Origin of the sequence: Brevundimonas intermedia (assembly GCF_027922165.1) — a bacterium.
Classification (GTDB): domain Bacteria; phylum Pseudomonadota; class Alphaproteobacteria; order Caulobacterales; family Caulobacteraceae; genus Brevundimonas; species Brevundimonas intermedia.
Window position 1 is genome coordinate 353,969 of the sequence record NZ_BSFD01000001.1, and the last position, 17,435, is coordinate 371,403.

Here is a 17,435-nt window from a genome sequence, read left to right on the forward strand (position 1 = left end):
GACTCCGGCGCCCATCAGGGCGAGAAGCCCCAGGCCAGACAAGAAGTTTCGACGGGAAGCCGAAGGCTTTATAGGTCGCGTCTTAATGGGGCGCTCCTTCGGGAAGTTCAGGCGGGGAAGACCAGACTACGAGTTCGTGGCCTAACCTCTGGCGACGGGCGCCGTCCAGACCCGCGTCGGATGTAAATGATGTAACTGCCCCAACGTCGACCACGACAGGCGGCTCAACCCAGGGCTATGTCCAGGAACATCATACCGACCAGACCGATCATCAGCCCGATCATCGAGCTGTCACCCTTGGACTGTTCACGGGTCTGCGGAATGATCTCGGCGGTAACGACATAGATCATCGCGCCGGCGGCAAGACCCAAGCCCCAGGGCAGGGCGCCGGGCAGCATCCCTACGACGCCGGCCCCGATCAGACCACCGACAGGCTCGACCAGACCCGAGGCAAGCGCGCCCAGGAAGGCGGGCCCACGACCGTAGCCCAGCGAAGCCATAGCGGCCGAGACCGCCAGGCCTTCAGGCATGTTCTGGATGCCTATCCCCAGGGCCGTCGCAAGCCCCTGGTGCATGTCGCCACCACCGAAACTGACGCCCACAGCCGCGCCTTCGGGGAAGTTGTGCAGGGTGATGGCGATGATGAACAGCCAGATCCGGCGGGCCAGATGTTTCGATTGGGCCGGGCCGATGGCCAGCATGTCCACCGGCGCGAACCGGTTCATCAGACCGATAGCCGTCGCCCCGATCAGCACCGCCGCCGCCATTGTTCCCGCCGCCCAGGCCTGGGAAGCGCCGCCGGCCTGGAGCACGTCCACGCCGGGAATGATCAGCGAAAAGAACGAGGCCGCCAGCATGACCCCGGCGGCGAAGCCCAGCAGGACGCTCTGGGTCTGCTCGCTCGGCTTCTTGAGGAACAGCATGGGCACGGCGCCCACCGCCGTCATCATGCCCGCCGCAAGACTGCCCAGGGCGCCCGCAGCGATCGGGGAAAGGGATTCCATCATTCGCCTGCTGTGACGGCCGACACGGCAAGAGACAAGCCCGAACAGCCGCGTTAGAGAAACCTTCATGTCCCAGGTCGCCTCCCCAGCCCCGCGCCCGGACGCCGCTTCCGCGCTGGAGGCGGCGCGCCGGGTCGTGGTCAAGATCGGATCCTCGCTGCTGATCGACGTCGAGACGCGGCGGCCGACGCACGACTGGCTGGCGGCCGTGGCCCGTGACTTGGCGACCTTGAAGGCGCAGGGGCGCGAGGTCATCGTCGTCTCGTCCGGCTCCATCGCCCTGGGGCGGGGCCGTCTGCCAAACCTGGGGATCCGACTGGAGGATAAACAGGCGGCCGCCTCGGTCGGTCAGTCCCTGCTGATGGCCGCATGGTCCGAGGCCCTGGCGCCCCACGATCTGGTCGTGGGCCAGGTGCTGCTGACGCGCGACGACACGGAACGCCGCCGTCGCTGGCTGAACGCCCGCGCCACGGTCGAGGCCCTACTGGGCCACGGGGTCATCCCCATCGTCAACGAGAACGACACCGTTGCGACGGAAGAGATCCGCTATGGCGACAACGACCGGCTGGCGGCGCGCACGGCCCAGTTGGCGCGGGCCGATCTGTTGATCCTGCTGTCGGATGTGGACGGTCTCTACACCGCCGATCCGCGCCGCGATCCCAAGGCTGCCCATCTGCCGCTCATCGAGAGCCTCAGCCCCGATATCATGGCCATGGGCGGCGGCGCGAACGCTCAGGCCGGGGTCGGGACCGGCGGCATGGCGACCAAGCTGGCGGCGGCCCAGATCGCCCGCTCGGCCGGTTGCGCCACCATCATCGCCTCGGGCCAGACGCTATCGCCGCTGAACGCTGTCCGGGCGGGCGGGCGGGCCACCCTGATCACCGCTCCCGACGGCCCTATGGCCGCCTACAAGCAGTGGATCGCCGGCAGTCTGTCGCCGGCGGGATCCCTGGCGCTGGACGCCGGCGCCGTCGCCGCGCTGAGAGCGGGCAAGAGCCTGCTGCCCGCAGGGGTGACGGCGGTGGCCGGCGACTTTGAAAAAGGCGACTGCGTGCGCCTGACCGACGCCGAAGGCCGGGCGGTCGGCGTCGGCCTGGCCGCCTATGCCGCTGACGAGGCCGCCCGCATCCGGGGGCGCCGCAGCGACGAGATCGAGACGACCCTGGGCTATCGCGGGCCCTCGGTTCTGATCCACCGCGACGACATGGTTTTGGACGACCGATGACCGACGTTAAGACCCAGATGCTGGAAAGAGGCCGCCGCGCCCGCGCCGCCGCCGCCCAACTGCGCGACGCTCCTGCGGCCGGCCGTACGCGCGTGCTGGAGATCCTGGCTGAAAAACTTGCCGCCGCCGAAGCCGACATTCTGGCGGCCAACGCCCGTGACGTGGACGCCGCGCGCGCCAACGGCATGACCGAAGCCCTGATCGATCGGCTGTCGCTGACGCCCGCCCGCATCGCCGGCATGGCGCAGGCCGTGACGACCATCGCCGCCGTCCCCGACCCCCTGGGCGTCGAGACCGAACGCTGGACGCCCGCCAACGGCCTGGACATCGCCCGGGTTCGCACCCCCATCGGCGTGCTGGGCGTAATCTACGAAAGCCGGCCCAATGTCACCGCCGACGCCGCCGCCCTGTGCGTCCGTTCTGGGAATGCGGCCATCCTCCGCTGCGGTTCCGACTGTCTCCAGTCGTCCCTGGCCATTGCCGCCCTGATCGCCGAAGCCCTGGCCGAGGCCGGCCTGTCCGCCGATGCGATCCAACTGGTCGATACGCCGGACCGCGAAGCCGTCGGCCTGATGCTGACCGGCCTGGACGGCGCAATCGACGTCATCATTCCGCGCGGCGGCAAGAGCCTGGTCGCCCGGGTTCAGGCCGAGGCCAAGACGGCGGTGCTCAGCCATCTGGAAGGCCTGAACCACACCTATCTGCATGAGGCGGCCGACCTGGAAACGGCGCGCGCCGTCGTCCTGAACGCCAAGATGCGACGGGTGTCCGTCTGCGGCGCGACCGAAACCCTGCTGGTGGATCGCGCGGGGGCCGAACGCCTGCTGCCCCCGGTCGCCGCCGATCTGATCGCCGCCGGATGTGAGTTGCGCGGCGACGCCGAGGCCGTCGCCCTGGTTCCCCAGATGAAACCCGCCGTCGAGGCCGACTGGACCACCGAATATCTCGCCGCCATTCTGTCGGTTCGGATCGTCGATGGTCTGGACGCGGCGACAGACCATATCGCGCGCTACGGCTCGGGCCATACCGAGGCCATCCTCACCACCGACGCCCAGGCCGCCGAACGGTTTGCGGCGCGGGTGGACAGCGCCATCGTGCTGATCAACGCTTCGACCCAGTTCGCCGACGGCGGCGAGTTCGGCTTCGGCGGCGAGATCGGCATCTCTACCGCCCGGCTGCACGCCCGCGGCCCGGTTGGGGCGGAACAACTCACGACCTACAAATATGTGGTGCGCGGTCAGGGCCAGACGCGGCCCTGAAGAGCCAGGATTTGCTGTGCGGAACCCGAAAAACCGCGCAACGATTTCATTCCCATGCCGTCAACACGGGATTATTTTTGCAATTTAGTCATCTTTAGCCCCCGTCACGCAAACGGTAATTGCGCGGACCACGCCATTTGCGGCATATGCGCGGCATGCATAAGACCCTGAAGCAAGGCGGGACTTTCGTCGTCGAACCACGCCGCCTCTCGAAGGCCTCAGCCGAACTGCGCGCGCGCGGTTTCGGCGAGATCACGATTCCGCCCTCGACCGAGACGGCCGAGAAACAGGCGTCGCGCTGCACCGACTGCGGCGTGCCCTTCTGCCAGAACGCCTGCCCGCTTCAGAACAACATCCCCGACTGGCTGCGCCTGTCGGCCGAGAACGAGCCGCGTGAAGCCTGGCGTGTGGCGTCCCTGACCTCGACCATGCCCGAAATCTGCGGCCGCATCTGTCCGCAGGACCGGCTGTGCGAAGGCGGCTGCACGCTGAACCAGTCCGGCTGGGACGCCGTCACCATCGGCTCGGTCGAGGCCTGGCTGGGTGATCAGGCCTTCGCCAACGGCTGGGTCGAGCCGATCCGTCCGGCGGCCGAACGCGGCGAGAGCGTCGGCATCGTCGGCGCCGGCCCGGCCGGTCTGGCCGCCGCCGACCGTCTGCGCAGTGAAGGCTATCAGGTCACCGTCTATGACCGCCACGACCGGGCCGGCGGCCTGCTGATCTACGGCATCCCCGGCTTCAAGCTGGAGAAGCACGTGGTGCAGCGGCGCGTGGACCGTCTGATCGACGGCGGCGTTCAGTTCGTGCTGGGCTGCGAGGTCGGCAAGGACGTGACCCTGCTCGAACTGCGCGAGCGCCATGACGTGGTCCTGCTGGCCATGGGCGTCTATCAGCCCCGCATCCTGTCGGCGCCGGGGCGCGGGCCGGATTCGACCGTGGCGGCCCTGTCCTATCTGACGCATCAGAACCGGCGCGACCTGGGCGACGCCGAGCAAGACGGCTGGCACGAGGCGCGCGGCAAGCGGGTGGTCGTCATCGGCGGCGGCGACACAGCCATGGACTGCGTCCGCACGGCCATCCGTCAGGGCGCGGCCAGCGTCACCTGCCTGTATCGTCGCGACCGCGAGAACATGCCGGGCTCGGCCCGCGAGGTGGTCAACGCCGAGGAAGAAGGCGTCGTCTTCGAATGGCTGGGCGCGCCCAAGGCCCTGCTGTCGCAAGGCGACACCGTCACCGGCGTTCGCGCCGCGCGGATGCAACTGACCGAGGCGGCTCCTGGCGAGCGGCGCGACATCGTGCCCGTCCCCGGCGCCGACTTCGACATTCCGGCCGACATCGTCATCGAAGCCCTGGGCTTCTCGCCCGAGCCGTTTGCCGCGCATGAGCCCGATCTGCGCCTGCGCGACGACGGCACCATCAAGGTCGGCTCCGTCAGCTTCGCCACCAGCCTGCCCGGCGTCTTCGCCGCCGGCGACGCGGTGCGCGGCGCCTCGCTGGTGGTCTGGGCCGTGCGCGAGGGCCAGGACGCCGCCGCCGAGATCGACCGTTACCTGAAGACCCGCACCGAGGAGGTCGCGGCATGACCCAATGGCTTGATAAGTACGAAGAGACCCGCGACCGCCTGGAAGCCGGCCACGCCTATGATCGCGCGTCGGAGCGCGACGCCTGCGGCGTGGGCCTGGTCTGCTCCATTGACGGCACGCCGCGTCGCGACGTGGTCGAATATGCGATCCGCAGCCTGAAGGCCGTGGCCCACCGCGGCGCGGTCGATCCCGACGGCCTGTCAGGCGACGGCGCCGGCGTCATGTGCGAACTGCCGCAGGGCTTCTTCGCCGACCAGGTGGCCTCGATCGGCCAGTCGCTGCGTCCAGGCCCGATCTGCGTCGGCCAGGTGTTCCTGCCGCGCACCGACCTGGGCGCCCAGGACCGCGCCCGCGCCATCGTCGAGACCGAGGCCCTGCGCGGCGGCTTCTGGATCTATGGCTGGCGCCAGACGCCCATCGACCTGTCGGTCGTGGGGACCAAGGCCGGCGCGACCCGGCCCGAGATCGAACAGATCATGCTGGCCCCGCCGCTGGACGACGCCGGCCAGCCGCTGGACGGCGAGGCGCTGGAGCGCGAGCTGTATCTGTGCCGCCGCCGCATCGAGAAGACGGTCAAGACCGAGAACCTGGCCGCCGTCTATATCTGCACCCTGTCCGCGCGCTCCATCGCCTACAAGGGGATGGTGCGGGCCGAGTTGCTGGGGAACCTGTACCCCGACCTGGAGGATCCGCGCTTCGTCTCGGCCTACGCCGTCTTCCACCAGCGGTATTCGACCAACACCTTCCCCGAATGGAAGCTGGCTCAGCCTTTCCGCATGCTGGCCCACAACGGCGAGATCAACACGCTGAAGGGCAACCTCAACTGGATGAAGTCGCACGAGATCCGCATGGCCGCCCAGGCCTTCGGCGACCGTGACCGCGAGGTGAAGCCGGTGGTCCAGCCGGGCGGGTCGGACTCGGCCGCCCTGGACAATGTCATGGAGGTGCTGGTCCACGCCGGGCGCCCCGCGCCGATGGCCAAGGCCCTGCTGATCCCCGAGGCCTGGGCCAAGGACGACGTGGTCATGCCCGAGGCGCACCGCGCCTTCTACGCCTATTGCAACGCGGTGATGGAGCCGTGGGACGGCCCGGCCGCCATCTGCGCCGCCGACGGCCGTTGGATCGTGGCGGGCAAGGACCGCAACGGCCTGCGTCCCCTGCGCGCGGTCGAGACCGTGGACGGCCTGCTGATGGCCGGATCCGAAGCCGGGCTGGTGCCGATCCCCGAGAGCCGGGTGAAGCGCCGCCTGCACATCGGTCCCGGCAAGCTGATCGCCGTCGATATGAAGCACGGCCGTCTGTACGACGAGCACGAGGCCATCGACGCCCTGGCCGCCGCCCACCCCTATACAGACTGGCTGGGCAATATGGTCGATCTGGAGCCGATCATCGGCCCCGGACCAGAGCCCCGCTCAGCCTCGGGCGAGGACCTGACGCGCCGCCAGATCGCCGCCGGCTACAGCCGCGAAGATCTGGACCTGCTGCTGGACGCCCTGGTGCGCGACGGCAAGGAGGCTGTCGGCTCCATGGGGGACGACGCCCCGCCGGCGGTTCTGTCGGCCCTGCCGCGTCCGCTGAGCCACTATTTCCGCCAGAACTTCAGCCAGGTCACCAACCCACCCATCGACCCCCTGCGCGAAGCGGGGGCGATGAGCCTGAAGACGCGGTTCAAGAACCTGGGCAACATCCTGGCCCAGGAAGAGGCCCAGACCGACGTCTTCGTGCTGGACAGCCCGGTTCTGACCAACGGCATGTACGAGCGGATGGTCGCGACCGTCGGCGCCGGTTCGACCGTGGTCATCGATTGCAGCTATGACACGCCGTCCGAGGGCGCCCGCGCCGGCGCCGGCCTGCGCGCGGCGCTGGACCGGATAATGGACGAGGCCGAGGCCGCCGCCCGCGACGGCGCGGCCCTGATCGTGCTGACCGATCAGCAAGGCTCGGCGACCCGTCTGGCCGCCCCGATGATCCTGGCCACGGCCGGGGTTCACGGCCGGCTGACCAGTGCGGGCCTGCGCACCTATTGCTCGATCGTCGTCCGCACGGCCGAAACGCTTGATCCGCATGGTTTCGCGGTCCTGGTCGGAGTGGGCGCCACCACCGTCAACGCCTGGCTGGCCCAGGACCTGTTCCAGGAGCGTCTGGATCGCGGCCTGTATCCCGGCCTGACGCTGCGCGACGCCTGCCTGAACTACAAGCACGGCATCGAGGCGGGCTTGCTGAAAACCCTGGCGCGCAAGGGGATCAGCGTCATCTCCGCCTATCGCGGCGGCTGCGAGTTCGAGGTGCTGGGCCTGTCGCGCGCCCTGACGGCCGAGTTCTTCCCCGGCGCCCCGTCGCGCATCTCCGGCATCGGTTTAGCCGGTCTGGAGCAGGCGGCGATGAAGCGGCACAAGGTCGCCTGGGGCGAGGCCCTTCCCTCGCCCGCCATCGGCGGCTTCTTCAAGATCCGGTCGGGCGGCGAGGCCCACGCCCACGAAGCCAAGACCATCCACCTGCTGCAGGACGCCTGCAACCGGGGCGACTATCGCCGCTTCAAGCAGTTCTCCGAGGCCGTCCGCAATCAGCCGGATCTGTCCCTGCGCGACCTGCTGGACTTCCGCGAGGGCGTCGCCATTCCGGTCGATCAGGTCGAGAGCGTGTCGGACATCCGCCGCCGCTTCCTGACCCAGGCCATGTCCCTGGGCGCGCTTGGCCCCGAGGCGCACGAGACGCTGAACATCGCCATGAACCGCATCGGCGCCCGCTCGGTCTCGGGCGAGGGCGGCGAGGATCCGGAACGCTATCACCCGCGCGCCAATGGCGACGACGCCAACTCGGCGGTCAAGCAAGTCGCCTCGGGCCGGTTCGGCGTCACGGCCGAATATCTGAACCAATGCCGCGAAATCGAGATCAAGGTGGCCCAGGGCGCCAAGCCCGGCGAGGGCGGGCAACTGCCTGGCTTCAAGGTGACCGAGTTCATCGCGCGGATGCGCCACGCCGTGCCCGGCACCACCCTGATCAGCCCACCGCCGCACCACGACATCTATTCGATCGAGGACCTGGCCCAGCTGATCTATGATCTGAAGGCCATCAATCCCGACGCCAAGGTGACGGTGAAACTGGTGTCCGCCTCGGGTATCGGGGCCATCGCCTCGGGGGTGGCTAAGGCCAACGCCGACGCCATCCTGATCGCCGGCCACAACGGCGGCACCGGCGCATCGCCCCAGACCTCGATCAAGCATGCCGGCCTGCCGTGGGAGATCGGCCTGGCCGAAGCCCATCAGGTGCTGACGCTGAACAATCTGCGCGGCTCGGTGACGCTGCGGACCGACGGCGGGGTCCGCACGGGCCGCGACGTGGTCATCGCCGCCATGCTGGGCGCCGAGGAGTACGGCGTGGGCACCGCCGCCCTGATCGCCATGGGCTGTCTGATGGTGCGTCAGTGCCATTCGAACACCTGCCCCGTCGGCGTCTGTTCCCAGGACGAGCGGCTGCGCGAAAAGTTCACCGGCACCCCGGACAAGGTGGTCAACCTGTTCACCTTCATCGCCGAGGAGACGCGCGAGATCCTGGCCTCGATCGGCGCCCGGACGATGGACGAGATCATCGGCCGCACCGACCTGTTGCGTCAGGTCCGGCGCGGCGGTTCGCACCTGGACGACCTGGACCTCAACCCCCTGCTGGTTCGGGTGGACGAGGGTGCGGCCGGCAAATGGGCGGACAAGGTTCGCAAGCCCATCGCCGACAGCCTGGACGCCCGAGTGCTGAAGGACGCCGTCCGGTTCCTGGATCGCGGCCAGACGCTGGAACTGTCCTATCCGTTGAACAACACCCAGCGCACCGTCGGCGCCGCCGTGTCGTCCGCCATCGTGCGACGGTTTGGCGCGCAAGGGCCGGCCGGTCGTCTGAAGCTGCGTCTGGAAGGCATCGCCGGCCAGAGCTTCGGCGCCTTCGCCGCCAAGGGGCTGGAACTGCATCTGACGGGCGAGGCCAACGACTATGTCGGCAAGGGCCTCTCGGGCGCCGAGATCTCGGTCCGCACGCCTGAATGGCGCGAGGATCAGCTGATCTGCGGCAACACCACCCTGTATGGCGCGACCTCGGGTCGGCTGTTCGTCGCCGGTGCGGCGGGCGAGCGGTTCGCGGTGCGCAACTCGGGCGCCGAGGCGGTGGTCGAAGGTCTGGGCGCGCACGGCTGCGAATATATGACCGGCGGTCGGGTGGTGGTGCTGGGCGGGGTCGGCTGGAACCTGGCGGCGGGCATGAGCGGCGGCGAGCTTTTCGTACTGGACCAGCCCGGCTTCGCCGAACGGGCTCTGAACGGCGACCTGGCCGGAGTGGCCGACATCGACACGGCGGCGGCCGAACGGCTGCGCGGCCTGGTCGAGGCCCACTTCGGGGCGACGGGTTCTCCCCTTGCGCGGCGCCTGCTGGGCGACTGGGAAGCCACGCTGGACCGTTTCGTGCGGATACTGCCGCTCACGGACATTGTCAGGGCGGAGGAACGGCTTAAGACTTCAGCCTGAGCCGTTCCTTACCTCTCCTCCCCGAGACGCCTGAAATGACCCGAACCGCCGCCTTTTCCGCCGTCGCCTTAGTCGGGGCGGCGGTCGCCTCTCCAGCCGCCGCCGCGCCCCTGCTGGCGCATCAGGCGCCCCTGGTGATCGACAATGCGGCGACCGCCTGGATCCTGACGTCCACCGCTCTGGTGCTGCTGATGACCCTGCCGGGTCTGGCGCTGTTCTATGGCGGCATGGTCAGGAAGAAGAACATCATCAGCGTCATCGCCCAGTCGGCGGCGGCCTTCGCCATCGTCTCGGTGCTGTGGTTCCTGGTCGGCTACAGCCTGTCGTTCGGCAAGGGACCGGATGCGATCAACGGCTTCGTCGGCGGGGTCGAGGCGGCCTTCCTGAACGGGGTCACGATGCAGACGGCGCACAGTCTGCTGCCCGGCCTGCCGGAGCTGCTGTTCGTCAGCTTCCAGATGACCTTCGCCATCATCACCCCGGCCCTGATCGCCGGCGCCTTCGCCGAGCGGATGAAGTTCTCGGCCAGCCTGCTGTTCTTCGCCCTGTGGCACTTGATCGTCTATGCGCCGATCTGTCACCAGGTCTGGGGCGGCGGCTATCTGGGCGGGCTGGGGGTGCTGGACTTCGCCGGCGGAGCGGTCGTCCACGTCAGCGCGGGCGTCGCCGGCCTGGTCTGCGCCCTTGTGCTGGGACCGCGCCACGGCTTCGGCCGCGACAACATGGCCCCCGCCAATCTGGTCTACAGCGCCATCGGCACCGGGCTGCTGCTGGTCGGCTGGATCGGGTTCAACGCCGGATCTGCGGGCGCGGCCGATGCGCTGGCCGCCACCGCCGCCTTCAACACCATTCTGGCCGCCGGGGCTGCGGCCTTGAGCTGGATGACCATCGAATGGTTCGACCGCAAGCGCCCCACCCTGCTGGGCCTGTTGTCGGGCGTCGTCGGCGGCCTGGTGGCCATCACCCCCGCCGCAGGTTTTGTCGATCCCAAGGGCGCCTTCTTCATCGGCCTGATCGCGGGCCCTGCCTGCTACGCGGGCGCCGTCTGGCTGAAGCACGCGCTGAAGTACGACGACAGCCTGGACGCCTTCGGGGTGCACGGGGTCGGGGGCATCGTCGGCGCCCTGCTGACCGGCGTCTTCGCCACCACCAGCATCAACGCCCTGTCCGAAGGCGCGACCGTGTGGAAGCAGGCGATCGGCCTGGGGGGCGCGATCGTCTGGAGCGCGGTCGGCACCTTCGTGGTGCTGATGATCTGCAAGTTCACCACCGGCCTGCGCGTCACCAAGGACGAAGAGGTTGAGGGGCTGGACTATACCCAGCATGGCGAAGCCATCCACTGAGGCCACAGACAGGGACGGTTGATCCCGCCCCTGTCCGCCCCCATCTTCATCTGTGACCGGGAGCCTTGCCGATTGCGGGAGGCCGACGGTCGGTCGCTTTGCGAGGACCCAGATGACGACGACCCGCACCATTCTTTTCGACAGCCCGTTTCTGCTGGGCTTCGACCACACCCGCGCCCTGATCGACCGCGCCGCCAAGGCCGCAGCCGAGAGCTATCCGCCCTATAATGTCGAACAGATCGGCGATGCCGGCGTTCGCATCAGCCTGGCCGTCGCCGGGTTCGCCCCCGATGAACTGGCCATCACCCTGGACGGGCGGCAGCTCACCATCGCCGGCAAGCGCGACGACGCGGGCAAGGGCGAACAGGCCTTCCTGCATCGCGGCATAGCCGCACGGGGTTTCGTGCGAAGCTTCGTCCTCGCCGACGGACTTGAGGTCCAGGGCGCGCGGCTGGAGCACGGCCTGCTGCACGTCGACCTGATCCGGCCCGAGGCCGAGCGTCAGGTGCGGCGGATTCCCATCACGGCCGGCTGAAAAGCGCGACCGTTAGAACCGCCCGGCGATCCGGGCGTTGTACATTTGAAGGAGGCGGTCCTAATGACGCCGATGATGACCAAGGAAGATTTTGCAGGCATGGGCGCGCCCGACCTCGTCTATGTGCGCGAGGTGAAGGCGTCCGATCTGCTGGAAGAGGCGGTCGAGATGAAAGACATCGCCTTTGATCCCAATCAGTCGCTGTACGCCGTGCATAGCGCAGACGGAGAACGGCTGGCGGTGATGCTCGACCGCGAGACCGCTTTCGCCGCCGCCGTGGCGCATGAGCTTGAGCCGGTTTCAGTTCACTGAGACAGACGATCAGGCCGCCGTGGCGGGGGCCTGATCCTTGACGAACAGGGCCTTGATGGCGTCCGTCGTCTGAGCTTGGCGCAACTGCTCGCGGAGTTCGGGCGAGCGCAGGGCGCGCGATACGGCGGCCAGGGCGCGCAGGTGTTCGGCGCCGTCTTTCGGCGGGGCGAACAGGGCCAGCAGAAGATCGACTGGACGATCGTCGACCGAGTCATAGGCGACAGGCGAATCCAGCCGGACGAAGACGGCCGTGACTCGATCGATCTCGGTCAAACGGGCGTGGGGCACGGCGACGCCAGAGCCCAGGCCGGTCGACCCAAGAGCTTCGCGTTCAAGCAGGGCTTCGAAGATGCGGCCCTGATCGACGCCCAGGGCCATGGAGGCCGCTTCGGCGACGACGTGAAGGGCCTGACGCTTTGAAGAGGCGCCGCCGCGCAGCACCACGCCGTTCGGCGCAAGCAGATCTGCGATGTCCATGGTAGCCCAACTCTGGATAAGCGACTGGGAGTCGCGGGCGCCCCTTTAGAGGCTCCCGCGACAATGTCAAACTAGGCCGTTAACCTAATGGCCGTTGGTCTTCTTGGTGCGCTCCGGATCGATCCAGCCCACATTGCCGTCCGGCCGGCGGTAAACCACCGCGAGGCCGCCGTGGGCGGCGTTGCGGAAGAGGACGACCGGATAGCCGGTCATGTCCAGCTCGAGCACCGCGCGACCGACCGTGATGGTGCGGATCTCGTGCTCGGTCTCGGCGATGACCATGCCCACGGGCGGCGGGCCGTCGTTCTCGCCGGTGTCGCCGAAGACGTCGTCCTCGACGCTGTCGGGATCCCGCAGCACGATGCTGCGGGCGACTTCGCGGGCGGCGTTTTCAGTCTTTTCGGGCGACAGGCCCTTGGGTCCGATGTGGTGATCCTTGAGCCGGCGCTTGTAGCGACGGACGCGCTTTTCGAGACGGTCCAGCGCCTCGGTGAAGGCGGAATGGGCGTCGCCGCCCATGCCGGTCGTCACCAGGGTCTGGCCCGACGCGAGGCGGACCCAACAGTCCACCTTGAAGTTGTGGCCGTCCTTGGACACCACGACCTCGGCGTCGTCACCGCCGCGGGCGAAGTATTTTCCGACCCCGTCTTCGAGTTCCTGGGAGATGCGCGAGCCTAACGCTTCGCCGACATCCACTTGCTTGCCGCTGACTTGGACTTGCATACGGATAGAACGCTCCCACTCGCATTTGGTGTCAATCGAGATCACCGTTTTGTGGCTACGCTTCAGGCGGTCTTAAGCATTCTGCGGCGTTCGACCGAGGATGGAATCCTCAAGGCTTCCCGGTACTTGGCGACCGTCCTACGGGCTATATCTATGCCCGTCTCCTTAAGGATTTCGACGATCCGATCATCGGACAAAACGTCGCCGTCCTGGGCCTCGCCGTCGATCATCGCCTTGATCCGGTGACGGACCGCTTCGGCCGAATGGGTCGAGGCGCCGTCGACCGACTGGATGGCGGCGGTGAAGAAGAATTTCAGCTCGAACACGCCGCGCGGGGTCGAGACATATTTGTTCGAGGTGACGCGACTGACCGTCGATTCGTGCATGCCGATGGCGTCAGCCACGGTCTTCAGGTTGAGCGGCCGCAGGAATTCGACCCCGAAGGCGAGGAAGGCGTCCTGCTGGCGCACGATCTCGGACGAGACCTTCAGAATGGTCTTGGCCCGCTGGTCCAGCGACTTGACCAGCCAGCTGGCCTGGGCGGCGCAGTCGGCGACGAAGGTCTTTTCGGTGTCGGACCGGGCGCCGGCCTGGACCAGGCCGTGATAGCGTTTGTCGATCAGCAGGCGCGGCAGGGTGTCGGCGTTCAGCTCGACCCGCCAGCCGCCGGCGGGATCGGGCCGGACATGGACGTCGGGCACGACGGTCTGGGCCGGTTCGCCGCCGAAGCCGGCGCCGGGCCGCGGCGTCAGGGCCTTCAGCTCGGCGATCATATCGGTCAGATCCTCGCCATCGACGCCGCAGACCTTCTTCAGGCCCGCCAGGTCGCGCCGGGCCAGCAGGTCCAGATTATCGAGCAGGGCGCCCATGGCCGGGTCGAAACGATTGCGCTCGATCAGCTGCAGCTTCAGGCATTCGGGCACCGAACGGGCCATGATCCCGGTCGGCTCGAACCCCTGGCAGACGGTCACCACCGCCTCGATCCGATCCAGGCCGACGCCCAGCCGGTCCGCGAACTCGGCCATTTCGCCGCGCAGATAGCCGCCCTCGTCGGTGGCGTCGATCAGGGTCAGGGCGATGGCGTGGTCGGCGGGCGACAGGCCGGCCGACGAGGCCTGGGCCTGAAGATGCTCCCATAAGGTCAGCTCGTGGGCGTCAGGACGCTCGCCGTCGCCTTCGAAGACCTGGCCGCCCTTGCCGGCGCTGGACCAGTCGGACAGGCCGGGCTGGGCCTCGTCGGTCATGCGGTCGCTGGTGCGTTCGCCGGGGGCGGCGTCGCCGTAGACGTCGTCGGATCCGGCGTCCATCGAGGCGACGGAATCCTGGCCGACCCCGTCGCCGAAGGACATTTCGCCGTCGGACGCGGCGTCGGAGACCTTGTCAGGGGCCTCGGGGCCGTCGCCCTCGGGCTCGTCGCGTTGCAGCAGGGGATTGCGTTCCAGCTCGGCCTCGACGAACGCCTCGAGCTCGAGGTTCGACAGTTGCAGCAGCTTGATCGCCTGCTGCAGCTGGGGCGTGATGACCAGCCCCTGCCCCTGTCTGATCTCTAGACGTTGCCCGATCACGTTCGAAAAATCCCCTCCGCGCGCCGAACTGGCCCGGAACTTGCTGTGCAGAATGCCGGCCTATTGGTTAACGCCCGACAAATATCGGAACACGGGTGTGCAGAAGCCCCCTCGCGCTTTCGCTGCGAAGTTGGAGGCCCATCGCGAGTGGAGGGCGGGACGGAGCGCCGGGCCTCGCCCGGAGTGAATAGTGTTTACCGTTTCGACGAAGACAGACGCTCCGCGCGCAGGGTGTTTCTGCCGGCCGGGGATATTGAAGCGGCAGTTGTGATGCCTCTTCCCCAAGGCCTGCGTCAGGTCGGCGATCCCTGCGAAGGACCGTCCCGAGTGCGACCGGGTTCCTAACCCCGTGTCCTCCGCCGACGTTTCTGCGCGGGATGAGCCCACCGATGCACCGTCATGCGGCGCGAGGGAATCCCACCCCCGCCCCTGATCCCTACGCTCCCGCCGCCGCAAGGTCGCAGGCCTTACGAGCCCTCCTAGCGACGAGACCGGGGAGATTATGCGGGGGGTTTGAGGGGTGGTTAGGAGCGGGGGGTGAGATTTTTGTAAGGTGTTGGAATCGTTGGGGTGGAGGCAGCGTCATTGTGCGCGCTGACCTCGCTTTCTTTCGTCATTCCGGGCGAAGGGCCGCTTGGCCCGCAGACCCGGAACCCCTCGTCATCCTCCGGCCCGCGAAGCGGGACCGGGGGAGGCGCCGAAGGCGAAATCTGTAAGCCGCACGATGTTGAAGATCAGAGTCCGCGACAGGTTCGCGCTCTCGCGCGCCGCTGGGTTCCGGGTCTCCGCTGCGCTGCGCCCGGAATGACGAAAGAAGGGAGGCAGGCGTCACCTCTCCGCGCGCGAAGGCGAACGGGGAGGAGAGCGTCTTAGTCAGGCGTAGTTTTCGCCGAGGTAGACGCGGCGGACCTCGGGGTCGTGGACGGCTTCGTCGGCGGTGCCTTCGAACAGGACCGAGCCGCCCGAGATGATCGAGACGCGGTCGGTGATGTCCAGGGTTTCGCGGACATTGTGGTCGGTGATCAGGACGCCGATGCCCTGCCCCGCCAGATAGCGGATGACCGAGCGGATATCGGCGATGGCCAGGGGGTCGATGCCGGCGAAGGGTTCGTCCAGCAGGATGAAGGAGGGCCGGCCGGCCAGGGCGCGCGCGATCTCGACCCGACGGCGTTCGCCGCCCGACAGGCCGGTGGCCGGGGCGTGACGCAGATGGTCGATGTGAAGCTCGTTCAGCAGGCGGTCGGTCTCGGCCTTCAGCTGATCGCGCGGATAGTTGAGCTCGACCACCGCCATGATGTTCTGCTCGACCGTCATGCCGCGGAAGATCGAGGCCTCCTGGGCCAGATAGCCCAGGCCCATGCGGCTGCGCTGGTACATGGGCTGGCCGGTGATGTCCTCGCCGTCCAGCCAGATCGAGCCGGAGTCGGGCGGGATCAGGCCGGTGATCATGTAGAAACAGGTCGTCTTGCCGGCGCCGTTGGGGCCGAGCAGGCCCGCGACCTCGCCGCGCTGGACCGTCAGGGAGACGTCGCGCACGACCTGGCGCTGGCCGAAGGCGCGGGCGATGTTGCGCACCCGCAGACCCTTTTCGGCGGCCGGAACCGCCGGCTCGGCGGCCCCGGGCTGGGGGGCCGCCGACCGGTCGACCAGGTTCAGGGCGGAGAGTTCCTTGCGGGCCAAATCGTGATCCGTGCTCAGCGCGACCGGGGCCGCAGCCTCAGTTCGTCCCGTTGGGATAGAAGACGCCCTGGATGCGGCTGCCCGCGCCCTGGCCGCGCGGGGCGCCCGACATGGTCGCCGCGTCGGTGTTGACGTTATAGGTCAGCCGACCGCCGGTCAGGACGTTCTTGCCCTGGTTCAGGATGACGTTGCCGGTCACGACCAGCTCGCCGTTCGACAGGGTGTAGACGGCGCGGTCGCCGCGCATGGTCTGGGTCGGGGTGACGAAATAGACGGTCCCCGTGGCCTCGACGCGGGTGAACTCGCCCTGGGCGTCGCGGAAGGCGGTGATGGCCTCGGCCCGCAGACGGTTCTGGCCCTGGGTGATTTCCGCGCGTCCGCGCAGGCTGATGCGATCCGTGGTCTGTTCGCCGTCGTCCGCGCCGAAGGCGATCGGCTGGCTGGAGGCGCCGCGCGCACTCTGGGCGTCGCCGACGGCGGGCAGGGCCAGAAGGGTCAGGGCCGCCAGCGCCGCAACGGTCCGGGCGTATTGGGTTTTCGATGTCATCGCCGTCATTCGCCTGATCCCGAGGGATTGATGGTGCCGCTGATCTTGGTGTCGCCAGAGCCCTTGAACACCACGCGCTCGCCCTGATCATAGATCGCATAGGACGAAGCGTTGATGGTTCCAATAGGGCCGGCGCCCTGAACGCCCCGTGAACCCGTGATGATTCCGGTCGAGGTGTCGACCACCGCCTCGGGCGTGGTCAGGACGAAGCCGGAGCCGCCGTCCGAAATCCGCACGTTCGGACCGATGGTCACGGTCTTGGCCTGTTCGTTGTAGGTGCCGCCGTCGGCGGTCATTTCGGTGACCTTGCGGCCGCCCAGGTTCAGCTTCAGCGCCGGGCCGACCAGGCGGAAATGGCCGGTGGCCGGATCGCGGATCGCGCCCTGGGCGCCGACGGTGAAGGCGCGGCCTTGCGCGTCCTGGCCGTGGAACAGGGGCTTGTCCAGGCGGACTTCCTGACCCTGGCTGGCCTTGCGCTCGACGCCCGACATGACGGTGCGGAACACGGTCCAGGTCAGGACGCCGCCCGCCAGCACCAGGATGATGATCGGCAGGATGCGGCGGAACAGCTTGACCCGCCGCGAATGCGCCCGCCAGCGCGCGCCGGCCAGGACCACCCGCGCCTCGTCGGCGGCGTCGCCTTCATGTCCGACAGGGTCGCGGGGGGCGGTCAC

At 68.3% G+C, this 17,435-nt stretch carries 14 protein-coding genes; 7 read left to right on the forward strand and 7 right to left on the reverse strand.

Annotation, left to right across the window (positions count from 1 at the left end; genetic code table 11):
- Positions 1 to 224: 224 nt before the first annotated feature.
- Positions 225 to 1,007, reverse strand: a complete 783-nt coding sequence (locus PKE72_RS01685; protein ID WP_271163739.1) for a ZIP family metal transporter — start codon at positions 1,005 to 1,007, stop codon at positions 225 to 227.
- 64 nt (positions 1,008 to 1,071) lie between these two features.
- On the opposite strand from PKE72_RS01685, the gene proB reads away from it, so the two are divergent.
- From proB to PKE72_RS01720, 7 genes are all read left to right on the forward strand, one after another.
- Positions 1,072 to 2,229, forward strand: coding sequence for a glutamate 5-kinase (gene proB, locus PKE72_RS01690; protein WP_271163740.1), 1,158 nt, complete (start codon positions 1,072 to 1,074; stop codon positions 2,227 to 2,229).
- Positions 2,226 to 3,488 carry a glutamate-5-semialdehyde dehydrogenase gene (locus PKE72_RS01695; RefSeq protein ID WP_271163741.1) on the forward strand — a complete coding sequence of 421 codons (1,263 nt, stop codon included), beginning with the start codon at positions 2,226 to 2,228 and terminating at the stop codon, positions 3,486 to 3,488. The genes proB and PKE72_RS01695 overlap by 4 nt, the downstream gene beginning before the upstream one ends.
- A gap of 155 nt (positions 3,489 to 3,643) precedes the next feature.
- On the forward strand, positions 3,644 to 5,071 hold the full coding sequence (locus PKE72_RS01700; RefSeq protein WP_271163742.1) for an NAD(P)-dependent oxidoreductase: 1,428 nt from the start codon (positions 3,644 to 3,646) through the stop codon (positions 5,069 to 5,071).
- Entirely contained in the window at positions 5,068 to 9,579 is a 4,512-nt protein-coding gene (gene gltB, locus PKE72_RS01705) for a glutamate synthase large subunit (RefSeq protein WP_271163743.1), read from the forward strand. Before PKE72_RS01700 ends, gltB begins: the two co-directional genes overlap by 4 nt.
- Positions 9,580 to 9,614: 35 nt before the next feature.
- Positions 9,615 to 10,922, forward strand: a complete 1,308-nt coding sequence (locus PKE72_RS01710; protein ID WP_271163744.1) for an ammonium transporter — start codon at positions 9,615 to 9,617, stop codon at positions 10,920 to 10,922.
- A gap of 112 nt (positions 10,923 to 11,034) precedes the next feature.
- Positions 11,035 to 11,457 carry an Hsp20 family protein gene (locus tag PKE72_RS01715; RefSeq protein WP_271163745.1) on the forward strand — a complete coding sequence of 141 codons (423 nt, stop codon included), beginning with the start codon at positions 11,035 to 11,037 and terminating at the stop codon, positions 11,455 to 11,457.
- 63 nt (positions 11,458 to 11,520) lie between these two features.
- Positions 11,521 to 11,769, forward strand: a complete 249-nt coding sequence (locus PKE72_RS01720; protein ID WP_271163746.1) for a DUF1150 family protein — start codon at positions 11,521 to 11,523, stop codon at positions 11,767 to 11,769.
- Positions 11,770 to 11,778: 9 nt separating this feature from the next.
- On the opposite strand, the gene ptsN is transcribed toward PKE72_RS01720, so the two are convergent.
- From ptsN to lptC, 6 genes are all read right to left on the reverse strand, one after another.
- On the reverse strand, positions 11,779 to 12,246 hold the full coding sequence (gene ptsN, locus PKE72_RS01725; protein ID WP_271163747.1) for a PTS IIA-like nitrogen regulatory protein PtsN: 468 nt from the start codon (positions 12,244 to 12,246) through the stop codon (positions 11,779 to 11,781).
- An 84-nt stretch (positions 12,247 to 12,330) separates the two neighbouring features.
- Positions 12,331 to 12,969 carry a ribosome hibernation-promoting factor, HPF/YfiA family gene (hpf, locus tag PKE72_RS01730; protein ID WP_271163748.1) on the reverse strand — a complete coding sequence of 213 codons (639 nt, stop codon included), beginning with the start codon at positions 12,967 to 12,969 and terminating at the stop codon, positions 12,331 to 12,333.
- Positions 12,970 to 13,031: 62 nt separating this feature from the next.
- Positions 13,032 to 14,534: an RNA polymerase factor sigma-54 gene (gene rpoN, locus PKE72_RS01735; RefSeq protein ID WP_271163749.1), complete on the reverse strand. Its 1,503-nt coding sequence runs from the start codon at positions 14,532 to 14,534 to the stop codon at positions 13,032 to 13,034.
- Between the two features lie 873 nt (positions 14,535 to 15,407).
- Positions 15,408 to 16,214 (reverse strand): LPS export ABC transporter ATP-binding protein, encoded by an 807-nt coding sequence (gene lptB, locus PKE72_RS01740; RefSeq protein ID WP_271163750.1) that lies wholly within the window; start codon positions 16,212 to 16,214, stop codon positions 15,408 to 15,410.
- Positions 16,215 to 16,251: 37 nt separating this feature from the next.
- Complete coding sequence (locus PKE72_RS01745; protein ID WP_271163751.1) at positions 16,252 to 16,770, reverse strand: LptA/OstA family protein; 519 nt, start codon at positions 16,768 to 16,770, stop codon at positions 16,252 to 16,254.
- Positions 16,767 to 17,435, reverse strand: a complete 669-nt coding sequence (gene lptC, locus PKE72_RS01750) for an LPS export ABC transporter periplasmic protein LptC (protein WP_271163752.1) — start codon at positions 17,433 to 17,435, stop codon at positions 16,767 to 16,769. Before lptC ends, PKE72_RS01745 begins: the two co-directional genes overlap by 4 nt.

Coding starts and splice junctions, on each gene's coding strand:
- PKE72_RS01685 (WP_271163739.1), bottom strand. CDS start 1,007: ATGATGGAATCCCTTTCCCCGATCGCTGCGGGCGCCCTGGGCAGTCTT.
- proB (WP_271163740.1), top strand. CDS start 1,072: ATGTCCCAGGTCGCCTCCCCAGCCCCGCGCCCGGACGCCGCTTCCGCG.
- PKE72_RS01695 (WP_271163741.1), top strand. CDS start 2,226: ATGACCGACGTTAAGACCCAGATGCTGGAAAGAGGCCGCCGCGCCCGC.
- PKE72_RS01700 (WP_271163742.1), top strand. CDS start 3,644: ATGCATAAGACCCTGAAGCAAGGCGGGACTTTCGTCGTCGAACCACGC.
- gltB (WP_271163743.1), top strand. CDS start 5,068: ATGACCCAATGGCTTGATAAGTACGAAGAGACCCGCGACCGCCTGGAA.
- PKE72_RS01710 (WP_271163744.1), top strand. CDS start 9,615: ATGACCCGAACCGCCGCCTTTTCCGCCGTCGCCTTAGTCGGGGCGGCG.
- PKE72_RS01715 (WP_271163745.1), top strand. CDS start 11,035: ATGACGACGACCCGCACCATTCTTTTCGACAGCCCGTTTCTGCTGGGC.
- PKE72_RS01720 (WP_271163746.1), top strand. CDS start 11,521: ATGACGCCGATGATGACCAAGGAAGATTTTGCAGGCATGGGCGCGCCC.
- ptsN (WP_271163747.1), bottom strand. CDS start 12,246: ATGGACATCGCAGATCTGCTTGCGCCGAACGGCGTGGTGCTGCGCGGC.
- hpf (WP_271163748.1), bottom strand. CDS start 12,969: ATGCAAGTCCAAGTCAGCGGCAAGCAAGTGGATGTCGGCGAAGCGTTA.
- PKE72_RS01745 (WP_271163751.1), bottom strand. CDS start 16,770: ATGACGGCGATGACATCGAAAACCCAATACGCCCGGACCGTTGCGGCG.